We start from the raw sequence: 18,629 nt of genomic DNA, 5'->3' as shown, positions 1-18,629 counted from the left end.
GCTAAATATCTGAATTTGTCCTTAACCCTTGTTCGCGTAAAAGCATATCAGACCATAGAGCATCTTCTGGTTTTAGGGGTGGTACTGGTTCTTGATTATAATCAATTGCTAAATGATATCTGGCACGATTGTAAATACCATATAACAAAGATTGCAAATTTAAAATTGGTTCTGTATCTTCTGGCTGTAAAGGTAATGAGAATAGAGGAATTGCTTCTCTGATACTAAAACCGTATAATTTAGCTTAGGGGCGTGTGATACTTCTGCTAACAACGATCTGATAATCTGTTGGCGGAAAATCTCCTAAAACTAACATTGATTTTCCTGCTCTGAGAAAATCAATTCCGACTAAGTTAGAAAGACTAGCTAAAACTTGTTTGCGTTTAAGTTCATACGCTTTTCTACCTTGACCGGGGCGTTTATTTTTAGGAGATAAAATTTCGATATAAGTGACCACAAAACCTGTGGAAACTTCTTGAATTTCTAAATAATTTTCTGTAATATGTTCTGGTAACGGTATCATCACTGCGATACCGTCTGATATTGATTGGTTATTACTTACTGAATATTGTTGAGATGATGTTTGTTTAGTAAAAAGAGAAACATCAGGTATGCCAACTAATACAGAATCTGAATATTCACTTAAATAAGTACGTTGTTCAATTGCAACTCTATATTCTGGCGGAATATTTTCCTCAATAGTATCTGCTAAGGCTGTAATCAATCGATGATGTACTTCTGCCCAAAACACAGGATTTTCTAAATAAGGATTCATTCCGGGAAAGGGAGAATTCATCGCTTTATTCTAGTGAAATAGGGGGTGGGGAGATGAGGGACATAAGGAGGATGAGGGAAAATAATAACTCTTGAATTCTGAATTCTGAGTTCTGATATCATCAGTTAAACCCAAGACTTAAACCACATCCGCAGCCAATAGCCGTCATGGGAGAGGGGTAAACCTAAATAAACGGGCATCCAGAAAATAAAGGCAGCTAAGATGATAAAAGTGATGGTGACGCCTACCGCGCGGAGTTGTTGATAATAACTGTGAAGACACCGATCGACAAACCAAGCGATCGCTATAAATACAAAGACCACTGCACACATATAATGATAAATGAAAACGCACCTTGTAACTTTTACCCAAGGTAATAAATTAGCGGCATAATTTATGACTAAATACAAGGCGATCCAAGTATCAACGCTAAGAGTTGCAGGCACAGAAAAACGCTCTCCCTTCACCCAAGGAATTAAGGCTTGCGACACCAGCATTCCCATTAAAAATAAAATCGCCGCAACACCAAACCACCACAAAAATGGATTGCCCATTGCATGAACATCATAAATAACTTTTTCAGCCCCAGCAGGCAAAGGCGGCCCCATTACAGGTAATGGTTCGTTGATACTTCCAGCAGTTTGATAATAATACGCCATTGGTCGAGTCATCAAAGGCCATTTGTACCACGGGGCACAATAAGGATGCACGTCCGAACTATTACCACCTAAATGCAAATGAAATTTCAAAATTTGCTGATGTACTGCGATAAATCCATACGTTTTATCTAATTGAAGGTGAGGAATCCAGATAATACTATAGATAAAAGCTGGAATTATTCCCAGATAAAATAACATCTGGAAAATATTTAATTGAGTTAAATTTTGCAGTGGTGTCTGAGGTGAGGAGATGGGGAGATGGGGAGATGGAGAGATGGGGAGATGGGGAGATGGGGAAGTGTGGGGAGTGTGGGGGGAAAGAGAATTTATGCTTCCCTCTGTTCCCCTTCCTCCCACACCTGCTGCTTGCCCTATGCCCAATCTTCCATACCCCATGTCCAATAATGGGATAAGTTGGGAGTTAGAAAAAGAATGGATTGCTTGAATTATCCAAGCTGTTATCCAAATTAGATAAGCGCCGAAAAGAAACCATAAACCATTCCATTTAGTGCCGACTGAAGCACCAAAATTAATGCCAGCAAGAACTAACCAAAACCAACGACGTTGATTTTGGTTCTCCAATGCTAATAATAAAAACCAGTGCCCTAATAAACCAAATATGATGATATAAATATTACTTAAGGCATAGCGAGATTCAACAAGAAATAAGCCATCACAAGCGGTGAAAAAACCTGCAAGTAAAGCAAAGCTGCGACGATAACTTAATTGATAAGCGATCGCGGTTACAACTACAGGAATAAATGAGCCAGTAAGGGCATTGAACCAGCGATAAGTCCAAGGCGATCGCAATGAACCCGTCAGCCCATTTACCGTATCGTGCCAAAAAGGAATGTGACTGCCAAGCCAAATGCCAATACCAATCATATATTGGCTCAGCGGCGGATGAGCATTAAAAAATGGCGTATGCGTCAGATAATTATTACCAAATTTGGCAAAATAAACTTCATCAAATACCAAGGTGTTAAATCTTTCCAGTCCCCAAAACCGTAAGGCAAGTGACATCAGAAATACACCCGCTATTCCAATTCGGAACCATTTTTTAGTCATTAGTTATTAGTCATTGGTCATTGGTCATTGGTCATTGGTCATTGGGCATTGGGCATTGGGCATTGGGCATTGGTTATTTGTCCCCCTGCCCCCCCATCTCCCCATCTCCCCATCTCCCCATTCCCTACTCCCTACCTTCCGGTGCATTTTGTTCAAATAGTAGCAGTTCAATACCGTAATACTTTTTTGTTCGCCCTATTGGCTTCATACCCAATCTTTGAGTTACACGGACTGAGGCATGATTTTCTGGTTTCACTACTGCATAAATCACTGGCAAATTCAAGACATTAAATCCGTATTCGAGCATACTTCGTCCTGCTTCGGTTGCATATCCTTTACCCCAAGATGCTCGCCGTAGGTGCCAGCCTACTTCATAATCTTGAGTGGCTAAGCCGTCTTTGTCGGGCAATGGTTTGAGAAGGATAGTTCCGACAATTGTTGTGGTTTCCTTTTCGACAATTGCCCAAGATCCGGTACCATTTTTACGTCGTTGCGATCGCTCTAGATTATCCACCAAACGCTGACGCTGTGACTCAATACTCGTCACGCGAGAACCATTACCGAGAAAATAGGTAACTTCGGGGTCGCTATAAATAGCAAACGCTTGTTCGGCATCGCGTTCGGGTATCCAGCTGCGAATTATTAAGCGATCGGTTTCTAACAGGTTTGTCATCTTACCTTTGACTAAACAAAGTTACTCTTGTGCAAGACATTAAGAGGATGTTTGAAAAGTAGTGGATGAGGTAACCAAAACTTGAGATACTGCAAAATTCTCCTTACAAAAGAGGAATTTAAGAAAGTTATTCCCCCTTTTTTAAGGTTTGTTCTGGTGGATATCGATACAACGGTAAACTTTACAAACATCCTCCAAGATAGTTTTGGTTGACCAGTCAAAAGCAATAGACACAATTACACAAACATAATACATGATTGCTGGTCATTGAATTGGTTATGCAACAGCAAATTCTGAATCTTTCCTGAGTTCCTCAGACCGGAATCCTAATACAATCCGATCCTTTGGTATACCTGCCCTGACGAGTTCTGTTGCAATTCCCTCTTCAGTACCATCACGTTGAATCCAAATTTTACCATCAATAATATCAACGTGAATCAGGCAGCCATGTACGCGACGAGTCACAGCAGGAGACAAGTCATAGGCTGGTTCTCTTCCCAAAATCATTAAGAGATAGCGATCTTGTTCGCTATCGAAAACTGTTTCAAATTGAATATTACCTGTACTGAACGGGATTTTCGTATGTTCAATCAAAATATTCCGAATTAACTGTCTGTATTGCTCCAAGGTATCCATCTGAAAATAACCTCTTGCTCTAGCTGAAATACAACGACATTAACTTTGTAATCTTCTACCAAAAGTTTAGCAATTGGCTCATCAAAGATATCAGCATATACTTCGTCACGGACGGCGAGATAGAGGACGCGATCGGGATTGGTTCTAATCATCACAGAACGGTACGCAAGATACTGTCCCAACGCGTGTTCGAGATCTGTCATGTCAGATACACTACGAAATGTTTTAATTTCAACGGCTATCCGCTGTCCTTCTTTTTCGGCAGCAATCAATTTCTCGGCACCCAGATCGACATACATATCCCTTTTTCCCCACTTCAGATGAAAAGGATCGTCGGTAATCGTCCAGCCATCTTTGATTAGGGCAGTTTTGACATTCTGATGATATCGGTCTCTAATTGGCATAAATTACTCGAATAAGGAATTAGGAATTAGTACCCTCAACTTTTGCCACTTCCAACATTGTCTTTAACACCGAATCTGGATTTAAACTAATAGAATCAATTCCCTGTTCAACTAAAAACTGGGCAAATTCTGGGTAATCGCTTGGTGCTTGTCCGCAAATGCCGATTTTGCGATCGCATTTTTTCGCGGTTTCTATGGCCATTTTTACCATTCGCTTCACACCTTCACTCCGTTCGTCAAACAATCGCGCCACCAAGGCTGAATCTCTATCTAACCCCAATGTCAACTGAGTTAGGTCGTTGGAACCAATGGAAAAGCCATCAAATACCTCGGCAAACTCTTGGGCCATAATCACATTGCTGGGCAATTCGCACATTACATAAACTTGCAAGTTATTCACACCTTGCTTTAAACCATTTTTTGCCATTTCTGCTAACACTAACCGCCCTTCATCGGGGGTGCGACAAAAAGGAATCATGGGGATAACATTCGTCAAACCCATTTCTTCCCGCACGCGCTTTAGGGCTTGACATTCTAACGCAAAAGCTTGTCTGTAACCTTCATCATAGTAACGCGCCGCTCCCCGCCAACCAAGCATAGGGTTTTCTTCATCGGGTTCAAATTGTTGTCCGCCCAATAAATTTGCATATTCATTACTTTTAAAATCTGACATTCGCACAATTACTGGTTTCGGATAAAATGCTGCGGCAATTCTACCGATGCCTTGAGCTAATTTATCCACAAAATATTGAGGTTTGTGGTCATAAAGTGCGGTTAGTTTAGCAATTTTATCTTTGACAAATTCATCTTTTAATAAATCATAATGAATCAATGCCATTGGATGAACTTGGATTTGGTTAGCAATAATAAACTCTGTCCGCGCTAAACCGACTCCATCGTTGGGAATTGCCGATAAACTTAATGCTTCTTGGGGATTACCCACATTCATTAAAATTTGCGTGCGGGTGCGGGGTAAGTTTTCTAGGGCGACTTCTTCAACTTCAAAAGGTAATAAACCTGCGTAAACTTTTCCTTCTTCGCCTTCCGCACAAGAAATTGTAATTTCTTGTCCATTTTTTAGAACATCTGTAGCATTGCCACATCCAACGATCGCAGGTACACCCAATTCTCGCGCAATAATCGCGGCGTGGCATGTCCTACCACCAGAATTAGTCACAATTGCACTGGCACGTTTCATAATTGGTTCCCAATCTGGGTCAGTTCTTTCTGTTACTAAAACTTCCCCTGGTTGAAATTGTTCTAATTTTTGAACATCTAAAATTAGCCGTGCTTTTCCTTGACTAATTGCTTCTCCAATGGCGCGTCCCGTAACAAGAGGTTGGGGGGAGTGAGAAGATTTTTCCCCATTCCCTACTCCCGATTCCCTATTCCCTAATAAACGATAAGTCCGCAAAACATTTCCTTTCTTCTGCGATTGCACTGTTTCGGGACGTGCTTGGACAATAAAAAGTTGTTTAGTAATTCCATCTTTTGCCCACTCGATATCCATTGGCGTGTAAATGCCGTGGGTTTTGGTATAATGGTCTTCAATTAAACACGCCCAAGTTGCTAATTCTAAAATTTCTGCATCGTTGAGGGCAAATTTGCCTCTTTCTCTGAAAGGAACAGAGACATTTTTGGTAAATTTTGAACCATCATCATAAATCATTTTTAATTCTTTACTGCCCAATTTTTTATCAATAATTGGGCGAAAACCTGCTTTTAAAGTTGGTTTAAAAACATAATATTCATCTGGATTTACTGACCCTTGGACAACGTTTTCACCTAAACCGTAGGCGGCTGTAATTAGTGCTGCATCTTTAAAGCCGGTTTCTGTATCAATGGAGAACATTACCCCAGAGGTTGCTAAATCAGAACGCACCATTTTTTGTACGCCAACGGCAAGGGCGATGCTAAAGTGATCGAATCCTTTAGTCTGGCGATAGGAAATGGCGCGATCGGTAAATATGGAAGCAAAGCATTTATGACAAGCTGCTAAAACTCCTTCCACACCGACGACATTGAGGTAAGTTTCCTGTTGTCCGGCAAAACTCGCGTCAGGGAGGTCTTCGGCGGTGGCGCTAGAACGGACTGCGACATCTGTCTCTGCATTGTATCGATCGCAAAGACTTTGATAAGCTGCGGCGATCGCCTGTCGCAATTCTACAGGAAATGGGGTATGGATTAAGAGCGATCGCGCTTTTTTTCCCCGTTCTCGTAAATTTTTCACATCCTCAGCATCCAAGTCAGCAAATAATTCCCGTAGCTTTGTTTCTAACCCAGCTGATTCGATGAAATAACGATAAGCATAAGCGGTGGTAGCAAATCCTGTAGGTACATTAATGCCTTTGGGTGTGAGTTGTTGAATCATTTCACCTAGTGATGCATTTTTCCCACCAACTAAGGGAATATCATTAATACCAACTTCATCAAACCAGAGGATGAGCGATCGCTCTTTGGATGATGGAGAGAAAGTGCTTGTAGATACTATAGTCATATGTATTACCTCTTAATTTGACGTGTTTAAAGTCCCTAATTATTACTATCTAATTTACCGCCAAAAATAAATTTTACAGACTTTTAGTTTGATCCCACTGAAGTTTATTGAGAAATATAACACCAACAGGGTTTGCTCCTCTTGAGAGGACTTTGGCTATTAGCGGTATATTTCTCATCTATGGCGGCTTTTGCGACTAGTAGTATATTCTTCCCATATTTAATTGTAAATTTTGCAGCCAGTCCCGTCAGAGTAACGTGATTTTACATTCTGCAATTAAGCGCCAAGCAATAGTCCAAAAATAGCAATTATTCGAGATAATAGCTGTATCGTAATACTAGATACAATCGACAATGGGGCAATTAGAAAGACTGCTGCTCATGGCAGAAGATGAACTAACTGAGTACAGTACTGATGCTCGTAAAATGGAAAAACTACGCCGAAAAATAGGTTTATCAGTATCGGCAGCCGAACAGCGGCAAGTTAAAGAAGCATTATTAGCTACAAACAAATCTAATACAATTACTCAAATTGTCGAAGAACAAAGACAAACGGTAGCCTTACCATTTTGGGGAATTGCTGGCTTAGGTTTGTTGCTAGGAATTTCTTTAAATCAACCTATAGGTTTGTTAGCCGCCGTAGCTGGCACTGTATCAGCTTACAGAATTCAGAAATGGGGTTGGCAATTGCAAGCAAGGCGTTTATTGTTACAAACTTTGGAGGATATTGAAGCGCGGGTTGCTCAACCGAATAAATAATATTAAGTTGACTTTCGTTAAGAATGACGCAGGGACGCAGGGAGTTTTGAATTAGAAGTGATTATCCGAACTTGATACGATACAGCGGTTTTCAATTTAATGGAATACACCCTTTGAAAATTAAATTATTGTAGGGTAGCACAGCTGTCAATACTGTTCGGTTAAGCCAAGAGACGCGATAGATCGCCGTCTCTACAATAATCAATCCCTTGTAGAGACGGCGATTTATCGCGTCTTCTTTTCTTTACGTGCAATAAAGACGGCATGACCTGGCGATAGTTGATATTCACCATAACTATCGGTGGTTTGAACCTCGAAACCTACTTGCTGGAGTTGATTTGTAATAGTTGCTGTATCGTATAATCGCTGGTGGTGTACTTCGTCATCTCGTCTATAGCGATCGCCTACTTTGCGAAAGGTGATAATTCGACGAGTTAAAGTTTTTTGTTCTGCATCTTCGTGCTTTTCAACGAGTACTAGCCAGTCTTTTCCTTCAGTGAACCCTTTAGTTGTGGTTCCCGGTGTAACTTGTCCCGTCTGGGAAATGTCGAAGATAAATACACCGCCAGGAGTTAAGGCATTATATATGCGGTGGAACAGCTGAACAAGGTTGCTATCTTCGTCAAATACATAGCTGAGACATTCACTAATTGATGTCACAGCATTGCACGGCGGAATCTCAGTTTTAAATAGCGATGCGATGCGAAACTCTGCATTTGGGACTCTGGTTCGAGCAATATTAATCATCGACTCAGAAATATCGACTCCCAAAACTTGATAACCACCCTCGACAAGTTCTTGCGCCCATAAGCCGCTACCGCAACCCAAATCAACCACTAGTCCATCATTTATTTTGTTTTCAGCCAGGATTTTTAGTATGCCGGGAGCAGACTTGAGAGCATAGTCACGGAAACCGACATCATGAATAAAAGCCAGGTCTTCTTTGTACCACTGATTCATATATAGCAATTCTCCTTTGGATGCAATAGAGGCAGATGAGGAGCGGTATCGTTTAGAAACAAAGGGAATTTCTCTTGAGCCTACAACTGCTGCTTGATGAGGAAAATATCTGGTCAACTTGCTTAGTAAAGCAAGGCATGATGCGATCGCTATCAATGAAGCAGGTTTAGGAAGTTCCCCAGATTCAACCGTATTTAATTACGCTAGGCAACAAGGGTTAGTGGTACTGACTCGCAACTGTGATGACTTTGAGCAATTTCATCAAGCTGAACCAGTTCATCCGGGTATTTTAGCAGTATATCAAAACTCGGACTCATCAAAAAACATCAGCGATCGGTCAATTGTTGCAGCAATTTCCAATCTTGAGGCAATGAATGAGCTATGTGCTTAAAAACCAGTTCGTTATTCTCAATCAATGAAATTATTAACTCTTCCCCATTTCCACCCTAACCTTTTCTAAATTATCCTGCACAGCCACACACCGAACATGCTCAACACCCCAAACTCGCTCACAAATTTCTAACGCTTCCAAATAAAGAGATTCTGCTTCACTATAACGCCCAGTTGCCCGATAAATTTCAGCTAAATTATTGAGACTTTCTGCAACATTCGGATGATTTTCTCCCAATAAAAGCTTATCGAGTTCTAATGCTTTGATACATAAAGGTTCCGCCTCCTGATAGCGCCCCTGTTCCCTATACATATAACCCAAAGCATACATAGTATCTGCTAACAGCGGATGCGCCTTTTGTAATACGCGTTGCTTCAGTTCCAAGGATTGCAAAAACAAAGATTCAGCCTCATTGTAGCGTCCTTGAGCGCGGTAGATTAAACCTAAATTGTGTAAATCTGTAGCAACGTCTGGATTTTCCTCTCCCAAAAATTGCTTGTCTAATTCTATAGCTTGTTGCGACAAAGGTTCAGCTTCACCGTAGCGTCCTTGATGATAATAAAGTAGAGCTAAATTATTCAATATCAGAGCAACAGAAGGATGATTTTCGCCTAGTAAACCTTTGGCAATTTCTAGCGATCGCAGATACAAAGGCTCTGCCTCATCATAACGCCCTTGCTCATCATATAATAATGCCAAATTATTCAGACTAGCGACAACATCAGCATGATTTTCTCCCAATAAACGTTTTCTCAATTCCAAAGCTTGTTGGTAGAGAAGTTCTGCTTTGCTATATTGTCCCGTAGATTTGTAAATTCCTGCCAAATTATTCAAGCTTGTAGCATAAGCGGGATGGTTTTCACCTAGTAGGCGTTTTCTTAATTGCAAAGCTTCTTGATATAGTGGTTCTGCTTCGCTGTAGCGTCCAGTTACACGATATAATCCTGCTAAATTATTGAAGCTTGCAGCTAAATCTATTTGCAAACCTAATTCATTTTGCAATTCAATTGCTTGACGCCAATACTTGATTGCTAGTTCTTGTTCTTCTTGATAATTTTGAGACTCGCCGCGTTCTAATCTGCTGCGATAAATATCACCAAATCTTGAATATAAAGTAGCCAAGCTGGGGTCTTTAGTTCCTCGTTCGTGCTCGATATTATCAATCAGCCTTTGTAAATCTTGGATAGGCAAGAAGAAATGGTTATTTTCATGAGTATCTGTGCCAGCTAATTCTGTGTCTCGAAAAACAAAGCGTATAGGTTCTAATTCTTTTCCAGCAATAGCATTTGTTTTTTTAGATGCAAACCGAAATACGCCGTTGCGCCAACTCCAAAAATCAGGAGCTTTTTTGCTCAAATTAATTAAAATTTGATTAGTTACCCAAAGCACAATTCCAAAAGGAAAATCACGCAATCCTTCCCTTGTCCACTGTAAGTAACCAAAAAATTTCTCCTGTTCGGATTGTTCCTGTCCTAATCTGAGAAAATAAAGTTGTTCGGCACCTGTAACAGTAATGATTGCAGGTTGATGCTGACGGAGATACTCTTCTTGTTCTACGAGTTGGTTGAGAGCAGCTTTTAAACTTGGTTCGTGACGCGCTAACATCACTCGATATGCACGAAAATTAGGTTTTAATTCGGCTTCATAACTAGCAATAATCTCATCGCGAAAGTTAGGATCGTCGCAAACAGCAATCAGTAAATTTAATCCTTGGGTTTGAGCTTCAATAGAAACAATTAAATCATCATACGCATCTTGATTTTCTCCCTCATCATCTAAAAAATCTTCATTGAACATTAATAGCTCCCTGCCTTTTCAAGCTTTCTATAATAATTGGGTGGACATCGTACCATGTTTCTTCAGTGCGATATTCTAGGACGTATAAACCATGTAGCAAATCTAAAAACTCAGCTTGTTTGGGGTCATTGGGCATAAATTGTTCGTAAACACTTTGCAAGATATCGATATCGGTTTTCCCTAACCGAATAGAAAAATCATTGCGAATTTTATTGATTGCTTGGGCAAGAATTCGATCGTCAATGATAACTTCGGCGTTGGGATTTCGCCGAATCATCCGCAAACAAATACGGCAGCACTCTTTAGAAATCCGAATTAGCTCTCGCAATACGCCTCCACTGGAAATTACAATTTTTTCAGCAGTTTCTGGTGCTATTAATTCCCTGGCAATACGCTTGCGTAAAACTTCACCGAGAATCTTTGTTGCTTCCGAGCGTGGTTGAGCATTAGGAAAGCGATTTTTACCTTTATCAAAGATTTTGAGGACAGGCATTGCTACAATTTGATCGTTAGTTTCTGTAGCAATTATTGTACTTATAAATGTTTCTCGAAGAACTGCGATCGGAATGGTGTAAATAATCCTAAAATTTGGTTGACAAAGAGCTTTTATATTATCCTTATAAATTTCATTAACTCTGCCTAAATCGAGTTTATCCAAATCGTCAATAATGACTAAAACATCTTGTCTAGTAGCAGCTTGAATCAAAGCAGCAATTTCGTTAATCCTAGCGACTAAATCTGAAATTTTGCGCTCAAACTCTTGTTTAATTTCATCGCGGACGCTAGCATCAGCTTTTAATTTAGAGCTAATCAATTTGAGTAAATCGAAACCTATCTCAGCCTCTACCTGCAAATTTAATTCTTCAGTGCGGGTGCGAGTAGCAAACCATTTATAAAGAGCCTCTTTAGTACTTTGAGGAATATCAACTTGTCGTGCTTCAGCTTCTGCCATCAAATTAACTGCAATGGCAAAGAGAATATTAATATGGTTAACTGCTGACATTTCAATTTTGTCAGCAATAGAAAATAGAACTACAAAATACTTATTTTGAATTTGCCTGCTAAATTCAGCTAACAAAGTTGACTTACCACAACCGCGATGTCCTGTAAAGACAATTTTGCCATCTTTATTGGGACTGTCTTCAACTAATTGGTTGAGATCTGCAATCAAATCATCACCATATTCGACTCTAAATCTTTCCATTTCATTGCGTTCCATTAACGGAAATAGTTCGAGATTGCTATATGCTGACTGAAAAGAGTTTAATAATTCTTGAGACATTAGATTGTGCCGTAAAAGTGCCAACTATTCATATAATGCCTCATCATTTTTGTAGCAAAAGCTCAGGCGATGTTTAAAATAGAGTACGCCTATCTAAGTTCTCAAATTGTATCAATAAATGACTACTAGGTGAGTAGTTAGTTATTTATTAAAAATAGATACTTGATTACCAAAATGCCAACGGCTAAATAAGCAATACAAGGCGATAATAAATAAAACTGAATGATAGATTATACATTTATCAGTTAATAGTGAATGATAGATTATACAGATGAAATAGTGAAAGTTACTTAACACAATAAAAAAATAAAATTTTCAGATATAAAAATAAATTTTTTGTGTGCTTCGCTTTATCTAGCTCTAGGGCTGAATGTAACTTAAAGCAATTTTCAAATAAATAGACCATACTGTAGAGGTTTAGCATTATGCTTTGCCCCCACGATATCAGTGGCATTGCATTCTCGATTCTAGCGATCGCCAACTATAATGCTGCTAAAATAAATCCATAAATATTCGATGCCCTGTCAATTCTATGACCATAGCTCAAGAATTAGAATCTCAAGAAGGCATCCCTAGTGATGTTATATTTCCTCCTGGTGATTTATATAGTGATGAACCTCCCTTGGAAACCGAACTGCATCTACGACAAATAATTTTACTTTTGACCTGTTTAGAATGGCTGTGGCGAGATAGAAATGATTTCTATGCAGCGGGAAACTTGACTATCTACTACAGTCCACGTCAACTCAAATCAGAATATTTTCGAGGGCCAGACTTTTTTGTAGTGTTGGGAACCCAACGCAAAACGCGTAAGAGTTGGGCAGTTTGGGAAGAAGATGGTAAATATCCGAATTTAATTCTAGAAATATTGTCGGACTCAACAGCAAAGACAGACAGAGGTTTAAAAAAAGAAATTTATCAAGATACTTTCCGCACCCCTGATTATTTTTGGTTTGACCCATACACATTAGAATTTGCAGGATTTCATTTAGTAGATGGAGAATATCAACCTCTGCAACTCAACGAGCAAGGACATTTGTGGAGTCAACAGTTAGGTTTGTATCTAGGAATTCATCAGGGATTATTGCGGTTTTTTACACCAGATAGACAACTAGTACAAACACCTGAAGAAAGAGCAGAACAGACAGAACAAAGACTAGAACAGGTAGAAAAAAAGGCAGAACAAGCACAACAAAAGGCAGAACAAGCGCAACAACAGGTAGAACAAGCACAACAACAGGCAGAACAAGCACAACAACAGGCAGAACAAGCACAACAACAGGCAGAAAAAGCGCAACAACAGGTAGAACAAGCACAACAACAGGCAGAACAAGCACAACAACAGGCAGAACAAGCACAACAACAGGTAGAACAAGCACAACAACAGGTAGAACAAGCACAACAACAGGCGCAACGTTTGGCAGCAAAATTGCGTGAATTAAATATCGACCCAGATACAATTTAGACTACTGCGATCTATGAGTTAAAAAGTTTGATTTTGACATCTTCAGGACTTACGCAAAAATCACGAAAAAGCTTAATTTATCGAACCGCCAAGACGCCTTTCCTGCGGAACGCTTCGCGTTCGCGTTCGCGTAGCGTCTCGTAGAGAAGAACGCTAAGAATTGATAGAGTGTGCGTAAGTCCTAATCTTTATACAAGTAAATCATGCTAAAATTCTTTTAACAGTTGTAAGGGCACAACAATGTTGTGCCCCTACTGGCGTACTTCATTTCCCTAAAAAACGCTGTATATTTAGGAAACGCTTGGTATTACAGAACGAACGGTGTTGATAAAGTTTTGAGCATAATTATGCGTTGAGAAATCGAGGGCGCGTTGCCTAGCAGCGACTCCGGCACTTTGGGCAAATTCTTGCTCGTCAAGATAACGGAGAATAGCGATCGCTAATTTATCCGCATCGCCGTAAGGTGTTAATAGTCCATTAATCCCATCTGTGATAATCTCCGTTGGCCCGCCTGCATCGCCAGCAATTACAGGTTTGCCTAGCGCCATCGCTTCAATAATTACAATACCAAAGGGTTCTTTATCGGATGCATGAACAAATACATCCATCGCCTGTACCCACTCTGGAATATTGCGCTGTAACCCAGCCATAATTACTTGCTGTTTCAAGCCTAAAGCGGCGATTTCTGCTTTTAAAAAGTCCTCATAATCCGGTTCCAAATCGTGCTTACCGCCAACTATTACACAATGGGCATCGGGATACTGCTGTAAAATTTTAGGCATTGCTTGTACCAATACGTGCATTCCCTTCCATCGTTGCAATCGTCCGACAATTCCAATCAATGGCCCGTGCGAAGGTAAGCCCAACTTTCGCCGTGCTTCTTCAGGAGAAGGTAAAGCGCCAGGTTCAAATCGGTCTAGTGCAACGCCAGGATAAACCAGAGGTGTTGGTCTGTGCGGCCAAATCTCGGCTTGTGCTTGCTTGCCATCTTCGGAGAGGGTAATAATTGCCTGCGCTGGGATTAAGGTAGCAAGTCTTACTAACAAAGGCTTATCGCTAGGTACTTCTAGCTGATACCACACAGCAGGTAACCCCGCCAACATCGCCGCCAGACCTCCGGATATGTGCGTTATCCACATCCAATTGACGATTATATCTGCATGTTCCTCGCGGGCGATCGCAGCTATCTGCAAAACAGCAGCGATAAAACGGTGAATTTGGCGCAACCGTCCACTTTCCACAACTCGCGTCTCAATACCCAGGGACTTTACTTGCTCTACCATCGGGCCGTTTTCTAAAAATATTACAAGCCACTCAACGCCAGCATTACGTCCCTGCTGCATCAAATCCCAGAGCATCATTTCACCGCCGCCTCGTTGTTCGGCTAGTGGCATTACAATAATTGCTTTCATAATTTCAACCTGTTTAGTAAAAATATTTTTCTCACGCAGAGGCGCAGAGTCGCAGAGAGAATTAAGAGTTTTTTAAGATGTCTACAAATTTGGATAAGTATTCTCAACTTTTCCTCTCTGTGTCTCTGCGCCTCTGCGTGAAAAATTTTCTTGAAGATAATATTTATGTCCTGCCATAGCCATAGCTAAAAATCCCCAAAGAATCATACCTGCTACACTCAACATGCCACTACCAATAACTAGTTGTGTTGCAGAGCTAATACCAATGGCGCGGGCAGCACTGATAAAACTATCAAAACGGCCTTCACCATATTTGCTAACACTAATAATTAACAAGATTAATCCACCCATGTAAAAGCTGGCTCCAAACCAACCAAGGGTAAAAAACATATCTAGAATGCCACTGTCAATTACCACTACTTCGATTTGACCGGTTTTTTCGTTTACTTTCCAGATATTTCCTAATCCGTTACCTAAAGCATTAGAAAGAGCTAGACTCAGGTTTTTGTCGTAACTTTGAGATCTATCTCTAAAACTATTATCTTCTTCCAAATTAGAAAAAGTTTCCAAACGAGCTGATACAACCTTAGAAATTGGCTCGATGGTTGTTAATGGCACAACACAAATCGCCATTACCACAATTATGGTTATTAAGCGCATTTGAATCCGGGTTTTAACTGAACCCACAATCATAATTATTCCCAATAACCAGCCGCCCCAATTTGTACGCGCTTGTGTCAATAAAAAGGATAAATAACCAACGGCTGAAGCCGGAAAAATTAAACTTCCGGAACTGGTAAATAATAACAATAACCCAGCTTGCATGACAGAACCAAAGGGGCCGACTGAGTGCAACGTACTCCAGACGCGCATCCCAAAAGGCACGGGATTTCCAGCACTCATGAATAGTTTTGATTGTATGAGCCAGTATCTATCCCACTCAGGAGCGACAACAAATTGGTATACGCCATAAGCTCCTAAAATTAATACACACCAGAGGAATGTTCGCTGAAAATTTTGGCGATAAGTAGGATAATCTCGCCAGTTAATAAATAAGTGAAAAGCAAAAATAATTGGGCCTAGCCAATCCAATAAACCCCGCGCTACGGGAACTGGCGCGTTGTAAATTAAACCTACTAAAAAGCCGTAAAAGACTCCAATAAAAGCCAAAATAAACGGCAAACCCCCTTGATAATAGGCGCTTTTAAAGCGTTTTAAAAAAGTTGCAATGGTGACAAACACCACTAAGTATGGTGCTATCAGCATTTGACGGGTAGGGTCCCAGCCGACTCGATAATCAACTAAGCGGGTAGCTAAGGGTGTGAGAAAGCATATCCACCAAGTAAAACCGATGTAGAGAATGGGATGGCGCAAGTATAAAAACACGGCTACTAATAAAGCTGTCACCGGATAAATTAGGCGCAGTGCAGCAGTAGCACCAGCAAAATAGCAAACTACAGTTAATAGGAGAAAGCCAGCGATCGCCATCCAACCCTGTGGCGATCGCTCCTCAGGAGAATAGCTTTCTTGTGAAAAACTATTGTAAAGTATCTGTTTGGAAATCATTCAATCTTGGATTAATAGAATTCAGAATTCAGGAGTTAGAATTCAGAAGTTAAATAGTTTTGATTCCTAGCGTTTAGGTGTAGCTTGTATATTTGGCAAACTTCAACTAAGTTATAAATAATTTGGCCAGTAATATTATTCAATTTTGAATTCTGAATTCTGAATTCTAAATTCCTTATATCCTTGCCAACGTCCACGCCAAGATACCAATAATTTTTTAGTTGCCAAGTGTCCTTGCCTGGGTAAAAATCTTATCCATTGTATTAACCCAAAACTATCACAGGTTCCAACTAATATTGACCATAATAAAAATACAATTCGCCGAATAAATGGTAAGTGTTCTAATAAAACTAAGGTTTCATTATGAACTAAATTAATCAAGGCAATTTCATTAAAATTATTTCGCAGATCTTCATCAAAACGTTGTGCTGGGTAGTGTTCTACAGCAATGTTAGGGTCGTAAATTATCTTCCAACCAGCTCGCTTTAATGCCAGCGTGAATGCCATTTCAAAGTGTACTTGCGCTCCTGTACCTCGCATCCGTTCGTCAAAACGCAACTCCCTTATTGCCTCTTTGCGGAAACTCATGTTTACGCCTTTGAGAACATCAACTTCGCGGGGTTCTCCTACCCCCAGATGATGGTTGCCAATTACGCGTCCAAACCACTGCAATCGACCAACTACCAAGCGAGATTCGTCTTCTAATTTGTTGCTGTGATGTATCCAATCACGTCCACCAAGACCGCCAAGACGGCTGTCACAGGCAAAGTAAGCGGCGATACGTTCTAACCAATCGGGATGGGGTGCAGCATCATCATCAGTGATGGAAAGAATATCGCCCTGCACCTCTGAGAGTGCGGCGTTGAGGGCTGCTACTACCCCTGGTTGTGTAACTTTCACAGTTTGTAGTGGCAAATTGCCTGCTTTGAATTGGGAGAGAAATTCCCAAGTTTCTACATCCGTATCCCGGACAACCACTATCACCTGATGGGCTGGTTTAGTTTGCTCCTGTAGCGCCAAAAGGCAGCGTGATAGGTCTTGTGGACGGCGATAAGTCGGTATGAGAACGGTGTTGAGCATTCTTGCTTAACTCCTCGAATAGATCCACATAAGTTTGTGCCATAGTAGTCCAGCTGTGTTGTTCTGCCACAGAACGAGCAGCTTGGCTCATTTGTTGCATCGGCGATTGTTCGCTGACTAAGGACATCAATGCTGTTGCCAATGCATTGATATCATCTGAGTCGGTTAAGACGATGCCACATTCTGGTGTTACTAACTCTGCACCCCCGGTAGCTGTGGCAGTAATTACTGGCAGTCCTGAAGCCAGTGCTTCTAACAATACCAAGCTACAAGCTTCATATCGGGAAGGAAAAATAAATAAATCTACCGATCGCATAATTTCGGGGATATCACGACGAAATCCAACAAAATGCACGCGATCGTTTAACCCCAAAGAAGTCGCTAATTGAGGGAAAGGGCTACCTTCAATGTGACCTACCACTACTAAATGTAAATCGGGAACCTTAGTTAAGGCGTGTAGGACTGTATCTAAGTTCTTCCTGGGCGTGCGGATGTCACCGGCGAACAATGCTAGGGTGACATTTTCTGGTAAACCTAATTTTTGGCGATGCCTACGGCGGGCTACGCCTACGCTTTCACCAGGTGTAAACTCTTCTAGGTCTACTCCATTGACAATTACGCGGATGCGAGAACGAGGTACACCAATGTTAATTAATTCCTGGGCTACCTTTTCGGATACTGCTACAACGACCTTAGCTTTTTGAAAAGCTTGTTTTTCCCAACGGGCATTAAAAGCAGTAAATAGCCACTGATATAAACCATATAAATCTCGGCGGTTGCGAGAAATATGAACTGGCGATCGCAACCACGAACTATGAACAAAGTGTACGGCATTTACGTCAGCGCCAGCCATATTAATCGCGCCATTAATTTTGATTAAATCAATGTCTGCGCGATGTTGACGCAACCAATCTGCGCTTTTTTGGGCAAAGATGAAATTACGTATAAATTCAGTCGGATAGCCTTTGACTGGAATTTTTACCCAATTAACTTGAGTATTATGTTCTAGTTCTGGTGCGATTTCACTTGCTAATAATGTTAGTTGATGACCCCGACGGAGTGCTTCGTTAGCAACTTCGTAGTTGACTCGACCTTGACCATCACCTTTTTTTATTTTATGAGTAACAATGCAAAGTTTCATACACTAAGTTTTTGAAGAATAAAAATTCACGCAGAGGCGCAGAGGCGCAGAGAGAGTTTAGGAGA

General features: G+C 40.7%; 14 protein-coding genes and 2 pseudogenes. 3 read left to right on the top strand and 13 right to left on the bottom strand.

Annotated elements, in window-relative coordinates:
* Position 1 precedes the first annotated feature (1 nt).
* The 6 genes and pseudogenes from NSTC745_RS34430 to ppsA form a co-directional block, all read right to left on the bottom strand.
* Positions 2–796: pseudogene (locus NSTC745_RS34430) on the bottom strand (DUF4058 family protein).
* Between the two features lie 104 nt (positions 797–900).
* The gene (locus NSTC745_RS34425) at positions 901–2,502 is read right to left on the bottom strand and encodes a dolichyl-phosphate-mannose--protein mannosyltransferase (protein ID WP_445635038.1); all 1,602 of its coding nucleotides are present in this window, start codon (positions 2,500–2,502) and stop codon (positions 901–903) included.
* 124 nt (positions 2,503–2,626) lie between these two features.
* Entirely contained in the window at positions 2,627–3,175 is a 549-nt protein-coding gene (locus NSTC745_RS34420) for a GNAT family N-acetyltransferase (protein ID WP_445635037.1), read from the bottom strand.
* Between the two features lie 276 nt (positions 3,176–3,451).
* Positions 3,452–3,811, bottom strand: a complete 360-nt coding sequence (locus NSTC745_RS34415; RefSeq protein ID WP_445635036.1) for a XisI protein — start codon at positions 3,809–3,811, stop codon at positions 3,452–3,454.
* Positions 3,781–4,215, bottom strand: a complete 435-nt coding sequence (locus NSTC745_RS34410) for an element excision factor XisH family protein (protein ID WP_445635035.1) — start codon at positions 4,213–4,215, stop codon at positions 3,781–3,783. Before NSTC745_RS34410 ends, NSTC745_RS34415 begins: the two co-directional genes overlap by 31 nt.
* Positions 4,216–4,234: 19 nt before the next feature.
* Complete coding sequence (gene ppsA / locus NSTC745_RS34405) at positions 4,235–6,712, bottom strand: phosphoenolpyruvate synthase (RefSeq protein WP_445635034.1); 2,478 nt, start codon at positions 6,710–6,712, stop codon at positions 4,235–4,237.
* A gap of 353 nt (positions 6,713–7,065) precedes the next feature.
* Between ppsA and NSTC745_RS34400 the strand changes: the two genes are divergently transcribed.
* The gene (locus NSTC745_RS34400) at positions 7,066–7,470 is read left to right on the top strand and encodes a hypothetical protein (RefSeq protein ID WP_445635033.1); all 405 of its coding nucleotides are present in this window, start codon (positions 7,066–7,068) and stop codon (positions 7,468–7,470) included.
* A gap of 225 nt (positions 7,471–7,695) precedes the next feature.
* Here NSTC745_RS34400 and NSTC745_RS34395 read toward each other — a convergent pair whose 3' ends face one another.
* Complete coding sequence (locus NSTC745_RS34395; RefSeq protein WP_445635032.1) at positions 7,696–8,430, bottom strand: class I SAM-dependent DNA methyltransferase; 735 nt, start codon at positions 8,428–8,430, stop codon at positions 7,696–7,698.
* A 118-nt stretch (positions 8,431–8,548) separates the two neighbouring features.
* On the opposite strand from NSTC745_RS34395, the gene NSTC745_RS34390 reads away from it, so the two are divergent.
* Entirely contained in the window at positions 8,549–8,821 is a 273-nt protein-coding gene (locus NSTC745_RS34390; RefSeq protein WP_445635031.1) for a DUF5615 family PIN-like protein, read from the top strand.
* A 33-nt stretch (positions 8,822–8,854) separates the two neighbouring features.
* On the opposite strand, the gene NSTC745_RS34385 is transcribed toward NSTC745_RS34390, so the two are convergent.
* Both NSTC745_RS34385 and NSTC745_RS34380 read right to left on the bottom strand, forming a co-directional pair.
* Positions 8,855–10,618, bottom strand: coding sequence for a tetratricopeptide repeat protein (locus NSTC745_RS34385; RefSeq protein WP_445635030.1), 1,764 nt, complete (start codon positions 10,616–10,618; stop codon positions 8,855–8,857).
* Positions 10,608–11,900, bottom strand: a complete 1,293-nt coding sequence (locus NSTC745_RS34380; protein ID WP_445635029.1) for an ATP-binding protein — start codon at positions 11,898–11,900, stop codon at positions 10,608–10,610. The genes NSTC745_RS34385 and NSTC745_RS34380 overlap by 11 nt, the downstream gene beginning before the upstream one ends.
* 532 nt (positions 11,901–12,432) lie before the next feature.
* On the opposite strand from NSTC745_RS34380, the pseudogene NSTC745_RS34375 reads away from it, so the two are divergent.
* A pseudogene (locus NSTC745_RS34375) lies at positions 12,433–13,086 on the top strand (Uma2 family endonuclease); the annotation flags it as partial.
* A gap of 569 nt (positions 13,087–13,655) precedes the next feature.
* On the opposite strand, the gene NSTC745_RS34370 reads toward NSTC745_RS34375, so the two are convergent.
* From NSTC745_RS34370 to NSTC745_RS34355, 4 genes are all read right to left on the bottom strand, one after another.
* The gene (locus tag NSTC745_RS34370; RefSeq protein ID WP_445635028.1) at positions 13,656–14,777 is read right to left on the bottom strand and encodes a glycosyltransferase family 4 protein; all 1,122 of its coding nucleotides are present in this window, start codon (positions 14,775–14,777) and stop codon (positions 13,656–13,658) included.
* 81 nt (positions 14,778–14,858) lie between these two features.
* Complete coding sequence (locus NSTC745_RS34365; RefSeq protein WP_445635027.1) at positions 14,859–16,343, bottom strand: O-antigen ligase domain-containing protein; 1,485 nt, start codon at positions 16,341–16,343, stop codon at positions 14,859–14,861.
* 135 nt (positions 16,344–16,478) lie between these two features.
* Positions 16,479–17,423: a glycosyltransferase family 2 protein gene (locus NSTC745_RS34360; RefSeq protein WP_445635026.1), complete on the bottom strand. Its 945-nt coding sequence runs from the start codon at positions 17,421–17,423 to the stop codon at positions 16,479–16,481.
* Entirely contained in the window at positions 17,341–18,564 is a 1,224-nt protein-coding gene (locus NSTC745_RS34355; protein WP_445635025.1) for a glycosyltransferase family 4 protein, read from the bottom strand. Before NSTC745_RS34355 ends, NSTC745_RS34360 begins: the two co-directional genes overlap by 83 nt.
* Between the last annotated feature and the right edge of the window lie 65 nt (positions 18,565–18,629).

The sequence above is a fragment of the Nostoc sp. DSM 114161 genome, from assembly GCF_052692665.1.
This window is presented reverse-complemented; position numbering and strand designations above follow the sequence as displayed.